Raw genomic sequence first — 13,289 nt, 5'->3', positions numbered from 1 at the left:
CAACAGTGGTAACTTACAGCCTGCAAGTTCCGGGAGACGAGGCCTCAAGCATGCAAGCATTTGATTTTGACAGTGCCATAACAATGCACCGGGCGTGGAAAATGAAATTCCACATGGCGCTCGACACCATCCGCGGCAAGGACTTCGACACGCAGCCGATCGGCGACGAGGCACGCTGCAGCCTCGGCCAATGGCTGGCGGCCAATGCCCGCGAACTGGAAGGATACGGGGCGACCAGGGAACTCCTGGCGGTCCATCAGGAATTCCACCGCCAGTCGGAATCGATTGCGGACGCCATCCGGAACGAAAAAATCGTTAACCTGACGGACCAGGCCATTGTCGGGTTTGGTGTGCTCTCGGCAAGGATTGAAGCCTTGTTGCAGCAGCTTGAAAAGGAAATCCGGCAGGCCGGATGAGTTGGATTACAGTCTTCCCTTCCCCGGCCCGTTGATCCATCGACCTTCATCGAACCTGCCTATCCGGACACCATGAACAAAGCCACCATCTATACCAGGACTGACAAGGGCGCACGCGCGGCGGCCTCGGCATCCAGCGAGCTTTCCGGCGATTTGCGCAAGATACTGGATGCAATCGATGGAAGCTCCCCGGTCGAGGTGCTGCAAGGCAAGCTCGACTTTCTGTCTCCCGTCGCCTTTTTCGAGGCCCTGGCGACGCTGGTTGCGGATGATCTGATCCGCGATGCCGAGAGCGTGCAAGCCGAGCGCAAGGCGCAGGAGTTGCGCGCCAAGATCAAGGCGCGGCGCGAGGGGGCGGATCGCTCGCCGCAGGACGGCGAACCGCACGATGTCGAGGCGGAAGAACAGGCACGGCGCGAAGTCGCCGAAAGTGTCCGGCAGGACGCCGAGGTGCAGGCGCGCAGGTTGGCCGAAGAGAGGGCGCTGCGGGAAGCCGCGGAACGTGCCCGGCAGGAAGCCGAAGCCCGGACGAAATTGATGGCGGCCGAACTGGCGCGACGCGACGCCGAGGACAAGGCCCGGCGCGAGGCGGAAACGCGTGCACGGCAAGACGCCGAAGCCCAGGCGCAACGAATGGCCGAGGAACTGGCGCGGCGCGATTCCGAGGACAGGCTTCGTCGGGAGGCCGAGGAAGCGGCTCGCCGTGAAGACGAAAGCGCGCGTCAGGAAGCCGAGGAGCGTGCCCGCGTGATGGCTGAGGAGCAGGCCTGGCGCGAGGCAGAGGAAAAGTATCGCCGCGAGGAAGCGGAAGCCGCGGAAGAAAAGCGCAAGCGTGCGGCGGCGAAGGAAGTCAAAGCCGGTTCGACCAGGCCGCGCAATCTGGGGCTGGCGATCGCGCTGGGGCTGCTTGCGCTGATCGTGATCGGCCTGGTGGCCGCTCATCTGATTTCGTACGACGGGCAGATTCCGAAGTTCGAAAAAGCCGCCACGGCGCAGTTCCAGCAGCCGGTGAAGATCAAGGCGCTGCGCCTCTCGCTGTTGCCGCATGTCGAGTTGCGGCTCGAAGGCGTTTCAATCGGTGCCGAAGGGCAGGTCAGGATTCCCCAGGTCAAGGCAAAGGGCGATCTTGGCAATCTGTTCAGCGACAAGAAGGTGTTCAAGTCGATCGCGCTCGATTCACCGGTGATCGCGGAAGCCGCCCTGGGTTGGCTCCTGTTCGGCGAGCCGGCGGCGGCCGACCTGCTGGTGGGCGAGGTCAGCGCATCGAACGCCCGTCTTGAATCGAAGAACCTCAGCCTGCCGGCTTTCGACGCCAAACTGAAATCCGGAGGCGACGGCTCGTGGGGCTCGATGATCATCGAATCGACCGACAAGAACCTCAGCGCCGAGCTGGCGCCGAAAGGCGAGTCGGTGCAGATCGAGTTCAAGGCCAGGTCGTTCAAGATTCCCTTCGGTTCCGACCTGACCCTTGACGATGTGGTTGCCAGCGCCAGCGCAACCCCCGACGGGCTTGTGGTGACGGAGTTCAAGGGCTTTGCCTACGGTGGCATCCTCGGCGGCAACGCCAGCCTGAAATGGGGCAAGCAGTGGACTCTTGCCGGAAACCTGAACGCCAAACAGATCGATACCGCGCGACTCCTTCCCGGCATCGTGGACGGTGGCAGGCTGGTGGGCGATGGCGCGTACTCGATGCAGGCGCCGGATGCCGCCAAACTCTTTGCCTCGAACCACCTGGAGGGCAACTTCAGCGTCGCGCGGGGAACCCTGCTCGGGGTGGACCTGGGACGCATGATGCAGGGCGGGGGGATGACCGGTGAAACGCGCTTTGCCGAAGCCGCGGGAAGCTTCGTGCATGATCGCGGCGCGACCCAGCTCAGACAGGTGCGCTTGGGCGAAGGCGCGATTTCCGCCAATGGCTCGGTCGAGGTCGATGCGGACAACACTGTCCGCGGGCGGTTTGCGGTCGATCTGAAGATGTCCGCCGAGCAGCGCCGGGGAAATTTGGTGGTATCCGGCACGCTCAAGAAGATCGAATGGCGCCGGCCGTAGGACAGGACAAAGGACAACAATGAATCCCCAGAACGGCCACGACATCGAAGACATCACCGTCGGCATGAGCGCGGAAATCGCCAAGACCATCACCGACGCCGACATCGTGCTGTTTTCGGCCGTGTCGATGGACAGCAACGCGGTGCACATGGACGAGGAATTCGGCCGGAGCACGCCCTTCGGCGGCCGCATCGCGCACGGCATGCTGTCGGCCAGCCTGCTGTCGTCGGTGCTGGGCAACCGGCTGCCGGGGCCGGGGACGATCTACATGAGCCAGTCTTTGCGTTTCCGCGCGCCGGTGCGGCCCGGCGACACGGTTCATGCCCGGGTCACCGTCAAGGAAGTGATAGCCGAAAAGTGCCGCGTCGTGCTCGACACCGTCTGCACCGTGGCCGGCAAGGTGGTCATCGACGGCGAGGCGATGGTGATGGCCACTTCGCGCGCCAGGCGCGAAGCGGCCGGCAAGTAGTTCCGCGCCGATCCGGTTGCCGGACTTGACGCCCGAAACCCTGCAAGCCGCGGTCGATGCGGCCATGGCCGGACGCCATGCGGTGCGCGCCTTCCTGCCGACGGCGATTCCCCGCGAAACGATTGCCGAGATCCTGGGCATCGCCGCCCGCGCGCCCTCCGGCACCAACCTGCAACCCTGGCGCGTGCATGTGCTGACCGGCGCCACGCGGCAGACCCTGGTCGACGCGGTGTGCGCCGCCTACGATGCCGCCGAACCGGGCCACCAGGCCGAATACAACTACTATCCCGCCGAGTTCTTCGAGCCCTATCTGGCGCGCCGGCGCAAGATAGGCTGGGATCTCTACGGCCTGCTCGGTATCCGCAAGGGCGACGCGGAGCGCATGAAGGCGCAGATGCGGCGCAACCTGGAATTCTTCGGCGCGCCGGTCGGCCTGATCTTCAGCATCGACCGGCGCATGGGGCAGGGCGGCTGGCTCGACTACGGCATGTTCCTGCAAAACGTCATGCTCGCGGCCCGCGCCCGCGGCCTCGATACCTGCCCGCAGGTGGCCTGGCTCGACTACCACCGCATCATCGCCGACGTCCTCGGCTTCGGACCGAGGGAGCAACTGGTCTGCGGCATGTCGCTGGGCCACGCCGATCCGGCGGCGATCGAAAACAGCCTGCAGACGGAGCGTGCCGGACTCGCGGAATTTGTCGTGTTCCATGAGTGAGGCTGGCGAACACGGACGCCAGCGCATCGACAAGTGGCTCTGGGCCGCGCGCTTCTTCAAGACGCGCAGCCTGGCCGCGGCGGCGGTCGATGGCGGCAAGGTCAAGTGGAACGGCCAGCAGGTCAAGCCGGCGCGCGAACTGCAGCCGGGCGACGAACTCGAAATTGTCGCCGGCGAAGTGCGCTGGACGGTTATCGTGCAGGGCCTCAATGCGCAGCGCCGCCCGGCGGCCGAAGCCCGCCTGCTCTATGAAGAGACCGCCGACAGCACGGCCCGGCGCGCCCGGCAGCAGGAGCTTCGCCGCCTGGCGCCGATGCCCGGCGCCGACCTGAAAGGCCGGCCGACCAAGAAGGCGGGGCGGCTGATTCGCGGCTTCAACGAGTAAGGCTCGTCCCGTGAGCCATGCACGAGTGATACTCTCGCTTTTGACAATGAATTCGGGTTGAGCACGGCATGGAAATCGGCATTGCATTGGTGGTTGGACTCCTGATCGGCGGCGGACTGGTCGCCGTGGTTCTCGCCGCGCGTCTGAAGGAAGCGCAGGCGCGGCTGGCGGCGCAGGAAGGCGAACTGGCGGCCTTGCGTGGCCGGGAGTCGGCGCTGGCGGTACGGTGCGCCACGCTGCAAACCGAACTGGAAAAGGACCAGGCGCTGTTCGCCGAACGCCAGGCCACGCTCGAAGCCGCGCGCGACAGCTTCGCCGACGCCTTCAAGGTGATCTCCGCCGACGCGCTGGCGAAGAACAACCAGTCCTTCCTCGAACTCGCGCGCGCTACGCTGGAGGCGCAGCAGGCGGCGGCGCTGGCATCGGCGAAGACCGATCTCGACAAGCGGCAGCTCGCCATCGGCGAACTGGTGGCGCCGGTCAAGACTTCGCTGGAGAAATTCGAGCAGCAGATCCAGGGCATCGAGAAATCGCGGGTCGATGCCTACGCCACGCTGACCGAACAGGTGCGCGCCATGGCCGAGGCGCAGGGCGCCCTGCGCATGGAGACCGGCAACCTGGTCAAGGCCCTGCGTGCGCCGCAGACGCGCGGCCGCTGGGGCGAGCTGCAGCTCAAGCGCGTGGTCGAAATGGCCGGCATGCTCGACCACTGCGACTTCTTCGAACAGGAAAGCACCACCACCGAAGACGGCCGCCTGCGCCCCGACATGATCGTCAAGCTGCCCGGCGGCAGGAACATCGTGGTCGACGCCAAGGCGCCGCTGGCCGCCTACCTCGAAGCGCTGGAAGCGAGCGACGAGGAAGAGAAGAAGCGCAAGCTGTTCGACCATGCGCGGCAGGTGCGCGACCATCTGAAAAAGCTCGGCCAGAAGGCCTACTGGGAGCAGTTCCAGCCTTCGCCCGATTTCGTCGTGCTGTTCCTGCCCGGCGAAATGTTCTATTCGGCGGCGCTGGAAGCCGACCCCTCGCTGATCGAGGCCGGGGTCGATGCGCGCGTCATCCTCGCCACGCCGACCACACTGATCGCGCTGCTGCGCGCCGTCGCCTATGGCTGGACGCAGCAGGCGCTGACCGAGAACGCCGAGCGCATCAGCCTGCTCGGGCGGGAGCTGTACGAGCGCATCGCCACGGTGACCGAGCACTGGGGCCGCGTCGGCAGGAACCTCGGCGAGGCGGTCGGCGCCTACAACAAGTCGGTGGCCTCGATGGAGACGCGCGTCCTCGTCTCCGCCCGCAAGTTCCGCGACCTCAAGGTGGCCGGCGAGGACAAGGAAATCGCCGACCTGAATCCGGTCGAGGCGCTGCCGCGCGACGTGCAGGCGCCCGAATTGCTGACTAGGGACGACAGGCTCATCCCATGAGCCTTGGGTCGTGCAGACTGTTCTCCATTCTCAAGGAGGAAGTGCCATGTCTGCCGATCAAGCCGTCTATCCCGTCGATCTCGCCGTGTTCATCGTCACCACCACGCTGTGCGCCATTGGTGCGCTGATGTTGCCGCTGGCCGGGTGATCATTCCTTCAATGCCCAAGCTCACTCCCAAACCTGAAAATCTTGCTCCGCTCGTTCTGGTGATTCGTGGCGAGAAAGTACTTCTGGATGCTGACCTCGCGGAACTTTATGGTGTGGGCACAAAAGTTCTCAACCAGGCAGTAAAGAGAAATCTGGAGCGGTTTCCGGTAGATTTCATGTTCCAGCTTACGGCCGAGGAATGGGCGCAGATGAGGTCACAATCTGTGACCTCATCCACCAAGGCCAGCCCCGCGAGGCCCCAACCCGCGACCGCATCGCGGCGCAAGATCAGTGCTGTGCCTTACGTCTTCACCGAGCAAGGGATTGCCATGCTCTCCAGCGTGTTGCGCTCGCCGCGTGCGGTTGAAGTGAACATCGCCATCATGCGCACCTTCGTCCAGTTGCGCCGGCTGATGGACTCGAATCGCGACCTCGCCCGCAAGATCGAGGCCATGGAAATGCGATACGACGAGCAGTTCTCGACGATCTTCGATGCCATCAAGCAATTGATCGCGGACGATCAGGCACGCAAGGCCAAACCCAAGCGCGCCATTGGTTTCCTCTGATCCGCGATGATTCGTCCCGATCTGCCCGAAGTAAATCTGGCCGAACTGCGCGGAGGTCCGGAGCCGGTGGTGCTGTGCGCCACGGCGCGGCTGGCGGGCAGCCTGCGGCGGGCGCATGGAGCATTGCAGGCCGCGCGTGGCGCCGTCACCTGGCAGGCGCTGCAGAGCGCGACGCCGGCGCAGTGGCTCGATCACGTTACGTCCGGCGCGCTGCTGCGCGGCGAAATTCCCCCGGCTGGCGTGCCCGGCGCTTTCCTCACCCGGGCGCAGGAACGCAGCCTGTGGGAGCAGGCCATCGCCACCGATGCCGGCGCGGCGGCGGAACTGTTCGACCGCGAGGGCATGGCGCTGGCCGCGATGGAGGCGGCGAATCTGGAGCGCGCGTGGCGCATCGAGGTGGCCGACGCCTTGCAAACCGAGGAATACCGCGCCTTCCGGCGCTGGCGGGAAAAAGTGGCCGAGGCCTGCCGGGTCGGCGGCTGGCGCACGGCGGACGAAACGCTGGCCTGGCGCATCGAGTGCATCGAGCGCGGCATCGGCGGCCTGCCGGCGCGGATCGGCATTGCCGGCTTCATTGCACCCGATCCGATGATTTCGCGCCTGCTGGTGGTGCTGGAGGCGCGCGGCGTCGAGCTGTTCCAACTCGACTTCGCCCGTGGCGAAACCGTGCCTGCGGCGGGCGCCGAACTGGCCGATGCCGAAGCTGAATGCATGGATGCCGCGAAGTGGGCGCGCGATTGGCTGGCGCGCGACGCCTCGACTCGCGTTCGCATCGCCGTCGCCGACCTGCAGGTACGCCGGCGGCTGCTCGAAGCCGCGCTCGACGATGTGCTCCATCCCGGCGCGGTGGGCGCCGGGTGGGTCGCGCAGGAGCGCGATCATGCCTTCGTCGCCGGGTCCCCGCTGGCAGCCGAGCCGCTGGTCGATGTCGCCTTGCGCCTGCTGCAAGTGCTGGTGCATTCGCAGCGCGTGGCGCAGGTCGAATTCGGCGCCCTGCTCTGCGGAACAGGCTGGTCGGCCGATGTTGACGAAGCCGATGCCCGCGCCCGCATCGAGGCCGGCTTGCGCGAATTGCTGCCACCCGAAACCAGCCTCGAACGCTTGCAGCGCGGCGTCGGCCGCCTCTGCGCCGACCCGGCCTTGCGCCTGCAGGCGCCGCAACTGGTGGCGCATCTCGGCGCGCTGCTCGAAGCCGCAAGGCGTGCGCCGCGCCGGCAAGCGCCGTCGGCCTGGGGCAAGAGCTTCGGCGAGTGGCTGGCGGCGCTCGGCTGGCCCGGGCAACGCGCCTTGCTCGTTGCCGAACGCGCGGCCTGCGATAAATTGCGCGAAGGCCTGGGCGGCCTGCTGGCGCTGGACGCCGTCATGGGCCGGGTCGATGCCGGCGAAGCCCTGCGCCAGTTGCAGCGGCAGTGTCGCGACCACGCCTTCGAGCCGCCGCGTCGCACTGTGGCGCGGATCGAGGTTTGCACTGTGGACGATGCGCTGGCCGGCGCCGTCGATGCGCTCTGGGTCATGGGGCTCAACGAAGGCGCCTGGCCGCCGGCGCCGCGTCCAAATCCGCTGCTGCCCGCCGAGTTGCAGCGTCGCGCCGGCATCTCTGCCGCCCGCGCCGACAGCCTTGCCGTCGAGGCGCAAGCCCTGCAAGCCGCGTGGTGCGCCAGCGCGGGTGAAGTGGTGTTTTCGTGGGCGCAGCGCGAAGGCGAGCGGCCTTTGCGGTCGAGTCCGCTGCTGGCGAACATATCGCGCCGCGAGTTGGCAACTGCGCCGATACCACCGCATGCGGAAGAGCCCGGCTTGGCGCGCATCGATGATGCGCGGGCGCCTCCGGTCGGCGCGAACGAGCACATTCGCGGCGGCACGGCGCTGCTGAAGGCGCAGGCGGTGTGCCCGGCCTGGGGTTTCTATCAATACCGGCTCGGTGCCGCCGTGTTGCCGGCGCCGACTTTCGGCCTCGACGCGCGAACGCGCGGCTCGCTGCTGCATGCCGCGCTGGAGGAGTTCTGGCGCGGACGCAGCCTCGTCGATCTGAACCGGATGGATGCCGCCACCCGCAGCGCGGAGATCCGGCGCGTGGTGGCCCATGCGCTGGCGGAGCATGACCGCCGCGCCGCCGAGCCGCTACCGCCGCGCTTGCGGCAACTGGAAGACGAGCGGCTGCAGGCCTTGCTGGCAATCTGGCTGGAGGTCGAAGCCAGGCGCGCGCCCTTCCGCGTGATCGCCTGCGAGGAGCATCACGAACTCGACATCGAAGGCCTGCCGGTGCGCGTCGTGATCGACCGCATCGACCAGCTCGCCGACGGCCGGCTGGTGGTGATCGACTACAAGAGCGGCCGCAACGACTCCGCCGCAAGCTGGGCCGAGGCACGCATCAAGGAGCCGCAACTGCCGATCTACGCCGCGCTGGCGTTTCCCGATCGCGATGTGGCCGCCGTGGCGCTGGCCCGCGTCACGCCGGACAAACCGGGTTTCCTCGGCGTCAGCGAGGACGAAGGCCTGCTGCCCGAAGTGAAGCCGCTCGCAGCGCAGCGCAGGCTCTACGCGGAGGAGGATTTCCCCGATTGGCCGGCCCTGCGCAGCCTTTGGGCGCAACGCCTTACCGCCGTCGCGCGCGAGGTGCGCGACGGCGCCGCCGCGGTGGTATTCGATGCCGAGAAGGACATCGAATACTGCGACGTGCGCGCACTGCTGCGCGTCGCCGAACGGCAGCAGCAATTCGACGAGGCGGGCCAATTGGACGGCATACCCCACGGCCCCCTTTCCGCGAAAGGGGGTGACGGTTGTTCGCCGTCCGTGGCGGCTCCCAAGGATGAGCACCCATGAACGACCTGTTGCTCGACGATGAGGCAAACCGCCGCCGCGCGCTGGAACTCGACTCCTTCATCGTCGAGGCGCCGGCCGGCGCGGGCAAGACCGAGCTGCTGACGCAGCGCTACCTGCGCCTGCTGGCCACCGTCGACGCGCCCGAAGAAATCATCGCCATCACCTTCACCAACAAGGCCGCGGGCGAAATGCGCCAGCGCATTGCCGAAAGCCTCGAACTGGCGCGCGCAGGCAAGCTGCCCGAGCAGCCGCACAAGCGCATCACTTTCGAGCTGGCGCGCGCGGCGCTGGCGCGATCGGGCGAACTGGGCTGGCAGATCGAGACCCAGCCGGGGCGGCTGCGCCTGACCACCATCGATGCCCTGTGCGCCAGCCTGGCACGGCAGATGCCGCTGCTGTCGCGCTTCGGCGCGCAGCCGGCCGTGGCCGACGAGGCCGCGCGGCATTACGAAGAAGCCGCGCGGCGCGCGCTGGACCATCTGGAAAGCCAGGGGGAAGAAGAGCGCGAACATGCCGAGGCGGTCGCCACGGCGCTGGCGCACCTCGACAACGACGCGGCGCGGCTGGCGCGTCTGCTGGCCGAGATGCTGGCACGGCGCGAGCAATGGCGCGCGATAGCGGAACTCGATGATCCCGAGTCGGCGATCGGCGCAGCCCTGCGCGAGATGGTTGGCGAAGAACTGGCGCTGGTCGCCGGGGTGCTCGACGATGGATGGCAGCGGCAGTGGATGCCGCTGGCGCGCTATGCCGCGGACAATCTCGGTGATGGCCATTTCGTCGACTGGGTCGAGCCGTTGACCGCCGCGCCCGAAGAATTGCCGCGCTGGCGGGCGCTGGCCGATTTCCTGCTGACCAAGGAAGGCACGGCGCGCAAGACCGTGACGGTGAACAACGGCTTCCCCGCCGGCAAGGAATTCAAGCCGCAGAAGGACGCCATGCTGGAACGGCTGGCCGCGCTCGATGTCCGGGCGATCGCAGCGTTGCAGCGTCTGCGCGAACTGCCGGCGTCCGATCACGACCACGACGAGGTGGTGCGCGCGCTGGCGCGACTGATGAAGCTCGCCGCCGCCGAACTGTGGCTGGTGTTTCGCGAAAGCGGCGAAGTCGATTTCGGCGAACTCGCGGCGCGCGCGATCGCGGCGCTGGGCGACGAACTCGACCCCTCGGAACTTGGCCTGCGTCTCGATTACCGCATCCGCCACCTGCTGGTCGACGAATTCCAGGATACCAGTCCGACGCAGATCGAGCTGCTCGAACGCCTCACCGCCGGCTGGCAGCCAGAGGATGGTCGCACGCTGTTTGCGGTGGGCGATCCGATGCAGTCGATCTACCGCTTCCGCAAGGCCGACGTCGGCCTCTTCCTGCGCGTGGCCGAAATCGGCATCGGCGCGCTGCGGCTGACACCCTTGCGCCTGTCGCGCAACAACCGCTCCTGCCCGGAAGTGGTGGACTGGATCAATGCCTGCTTCCCCGAAGTGTTCCCCGTCGCCGACGATCCGCTGCGCGGCGAGATCCGCTATCGCGAGTTCGTCGCCACGCGGGGGGCGCTGCCGCAGGCCGGCGTCGCCATGCATCCGGTGCTGGCCGAAAAGGGCGAGGGCGCCGCCGCCGAGCGCACCGAGGCGCAAGCCATCGTCGCCCTGATCGAAGCCGAGTGGCGCGAGGACCCGACGCGCAACATTGCCGTGCTGGTGCGCGCCCGCGCGCATCTGGCGGCGCTGGTCGCCGCGATTCGCCGCCATGGCGCCGGCTGGCGCTTCTCTGCCGTGGAAATCGAGCCGCTGGCCGGGCGCCAGGCGGTGCAGGACCTGATCTCGCTGACCCGCGCCCTGCATCACCGCGCCGACCGCGTGCATTGGCTGGCGATCCTGCGCGCGCCGTGGTGCGGCATGACGCTGGCCGATCTGCACGCGCTTGCCGGCGACGACCATCAGGCCACGATCTGGTCGCTGATGCAGGATGCCGAGCGCATCAGTCGCCTGTCGGCCGATGGCCGGCAGCGGCTGGGCCACGTGCGCGAGGTGCTGGCCGAGGCGCTGGCCGGGCAGGGCCGCCAGCGGCGCCGGCGCTGGGTCGAGGACGCCTGGAAAAAGCTCGGCGGCCCCCATTGCCTGAACGCTGCGAACGACCTGTCCGACGCGCAGGCCTTCTTCAATCGTCTCGACGCGCTCGACGCGGCGGGGCGCTTCGTCCTCGACAGCCTCGAAGACGACATGGCCCGCCTGTTCGCCGCGCCCGATGCGCAGGCCGACGGCTTGCTGCAACTGATGACGGTGCACAAGGCCAAGGGCCTCGAATTCGACACCGTGATCCTGCCCGGCCTGCACCGCGAAACCCCGGCGCGCGACATGCCGTTGCTGGCCTGGGACAGCTTTCCGCTGGCCTGCGGCGAGCGCCTGGTCGCCGCGCCGGTGAATCGGCGCAGCGCGGGCAAGGCCGGCGAGCCGACGGTGTATGACTTCCTGCAGCGCATGGAGAAGGAGCGCAGCCGCAACGAGGACGCCCGCGTGCTCTACGTCGCCGCCACGCGCGCGGTGCGCCGCCTGCATCTGGTGGGCGTGGCCTTCCGCGACGAGCAGGGCGCGCTGGTCGCCCCGCGCGCCGCCTCGCCGCTGGCACGGCTGTGGCCGGCCGTCGAACCGGATTTCCATGCCGCAATCGCCGCACCGCCAGCGCCGACTCCCGCTTTCGACGGCGAGCTGAGGGATTTCGTGCCGCAATTGATGCGCCTGAAGGCGCCGGCCGTGCCGTCCGAGTGGCGCGCGCCTGCATTGCCGTTGCCGGCACTGGATGCGCCGGAAGAAACCGTCGACCCGCTGGCCGCCGCGGTGGGCACGCTGGCCCATGCCGTGCTGGAACTGATCGCCGCCGAGCCGGAAGCCTGGTCGCCCCAGCGCATGGCCGAGCGCCAGCCGGGCTTCGAGCGCTGGCTCGCCAGCCGCGGCTGGTCGCCGGCCGATGCGCGGACCGGCGCGTCGCGCGTCGCCGCGATGCTGGCGACGACGCTGGCCAGCGCCGACGGCCAATGGGTGCTGCGCCGCCGTGCCGATGCGGCCGCCGAACTGGCGCTGACCGGAGTCGGCGCCGGCGGTACGGCGATAACCCGCGTCGTCGACCGCAGCTTCGTCGAAAACGGCGAGCGCTGGATCATCGACTACAAGACCGCCGACCTGGGTGCGGCGGCCGATGGCTCGCGCCTGCAAGCCCATGCCGCGCGTTACCAATCGCAACTGGAGTCCTACGCCGCGCTGTTCGCCGGCGATGGTTTGCCGCTGCGTCTGGCGGTGTTTTATGTCGCCCATGGCATCCTGGCAAGTCTGGAATACAATCCGACTTTCGAGTGAGTTTTCCGGGAGAAAGACATGTCCGACAAAAAATACCGCCTGGTGACCCGCAGCGATTTTGATGGTCTGGCCTGCGCGGTGTTGCTGAATGAACTGGATCTGATCGACGAGATCAAGTTCGTCCATCCGAAGGACATGCAGGATGGCAAGATCGAAATCTCCGAACGCGACATCACCACCAACCTGCCCTTCGTGCCGGGCGTGCATCTGGCGTTCGACCACCATCTCTCCGAGACTTTCCGCAATCCCGGCGAGCGCCCCAACCACATCATCTATCCGGATGCGCCGTCCGCCGCGCGCGTGGTGTTCGAGCACTACGGCGGCAAGGGGCGCTTCCCTTCGTCGTTCAACGACATGATGATCGCCGTCGACAAGGCCGACTCGGCGAACTTCACGCGCCAGGAAATCCTCGACCCGAAAGACTGGGTGCTGCTCAACTACCTGATGGATTCGCGTACCGGGCTGGGCCGTTTCCGCGAGTTCCGCGTCAGCAACTACCAGCTGATGATGGACCTGATCGCCTACTGCCGCAATCACGGCATCGACGACATCCTCGCCCTGCCGGATGTCAAGGAACGGGTCGACCTTTATTTCGAGCATGCCGAAAAGGCCAAGGAGCAGATCAAGCGCTGCACCACGGTGTACGGCAATCTCGCGGTGCTCGACCTGCGCCACGAGGAGACGATCTACGCCGTCAATCGCTTCATGATCTACGCGCTGTTCCCCGAGACCAACATCTCGATCCACATCATGTGGGGCGTGCAGAAGCAGAACACCGTGTTCGCCACCGGCAAATCGATCATCAATCGCACCTCCGGCACCAACGTCGGCGAACTGATGCTGTTCTACGGCGGCGGCGGCCATGAGAATGCCGGCACCTGCCAGATCGCCAACGATCGCGCCGATACGGTTTTGAAGGAGCTGATCACCAACATCAACGCCGACGGCTGAGCGTT

Annotated in this window: 10 protein-coding genes; all 10 read left to right on the top strand. The window is 67.1% G+C overall.

What is annotated here, in order from left to right; translation table 11 throughout:
• Window positions 1-50 precede the first annotated feature (50 nt).
• The 10 genes from SUTH_RS11435 (at window position 51) to SUTH_RS11390 (ending at window position 13,284) form a co-directional block, all read left to right on the top strand.
• On the top strand, window positions 51-416 hold the full coding sequence (locus SUTH_RS11435) for a CZB domain-containing protein (protein ID WP_084207364.1): 366 nt from the start codon (window positions 51-53) through the stop codon (window positions 414-416).
• A gap of 72 nt (window positions 417-488) precedes the next feature.
• A complete protein-coding gene (locus tag SUTH_RS18505) occupies window positions 489-2,465 on the top strand; it encodes an AsmA family protein (RefSeq protein WP_052473567.1) in 1,977 nt (658 codons plus the stop codon).
• Window positions 2,466-2,484: 19 nt separating this feature from the next.
• Complete coding sequence (locus SUTH_RS11425) at window positions 2,485-2,934, top strand: MaoC family dehydratase (protein ID WP_041099368.1); 450 nt, start codon at window positions 2,485-2,487, stop codon at window positions 2,932-2,934.
• A gap of 25 nt (window positions 2,935-2,959) precedes the next feature.
• Window positions 2,960-3,649: a nitroreductase gene (locus SUTH_RS11420; protein WP_197539578.1), complete on the top strand. Its 690-nt coding sequence runs from the start codon at window positions 2,960-2,962 to the stop codon at window positions 3,647-3,649.
• A complete protein-coding gene (locus SUTH_RS11415) occupies window positions 3,642-4,034 on the top strand; it encodes an RNA-binding S4 domain-containing protein (protein WP_041099364.1) in 393 nt (130 codons plus the stop codon). The genes SUTH_RS11420 and SUTH_RS11415 overlap by 8 nt, the downstream gene beginning before the upstream one ends.
• A gap of 68 nt (window positions 4,035-4,102) precedes the next feature.
• Window positions 4,103-5,455: a DNA recombination protein RmuC gene (rmuC, locus tag SUTH_RS11410; protein ID WP_052473565.1), complete on the top strand. Its 1,353-nt coding sequence runs from the start codon at window positions 4,103-4,105 to the stop codon at window positions 5,453-5,455.
• 159 nt (window positions 5,456-5,614) lie between these two features.
• Window positions 5,615-6,169, top strand: coding sequence for an ORF6N domain-containing protein (locus SUTH_RS11405; protein ID WP_052473564.1), 555 nt, complete (start codon window positions 5,615-5,617; stop codon window positions 6,167-6,169).
• 6 nt (window positions 6,170-6,175) lie between these two features.
• Entirely contained in the window at window positions 6,176-8,989 is a 2,814-nt protein-coding gene (locus tag SUTH_RS11400; protein WP_052473563.1) for a PD-(D/E)XK nuclease family protein, read from the top strand.
• Window positions 8,986-12,333 carry a UvrD-helicase domain-containing protein gene (locus SUTH_RS11395; RefSeq protein ID WP_041099362.1) on the top strand — a complete coding sequence of 1,116 codons (3,348 nt, stop codon included), beginning with the start codon at window positions 8,986-8,988 and terminating at the stop codon, window positions 12,331-12,333. The genes SUTH_RS11400 and SUTH_RS11395 overlap by 4 nt, the downstream gene beginning before the upstream one ends.
• An 18-nt stretch (window positions 12,334-12,351) precedes the next feature.
• Window positions 12,352-13,284 (top strand): DHH family phosphoesterase, encoded by a 933-nt coding sequence (locus SUTH_RS11390; RefSeq protein ID WP_041099360.1) that lies wholly within the window; start codon window positions 12,352-12,354, stop codon window positions 13,282-13,284.
• The last annotated feature ends 5 nt before the right edge of the window (window positions 13,285-13,289 follow it).

This window comes from Sulfuritalea hydrogenivorans sk43H (assembly GCF_000828635.1).
Taxonomy (GTDB): domain Bacteria; phylum Pseudomonadota; class Gammaproteobacteria; order Burkholderiales; family Rhodocyclaceae; genus Sulfuritalea; species Sulfuritalea hydrogenivorans.
This window is presented reverse-complemented; position numbering and strand designations above follow the sequence as displayed.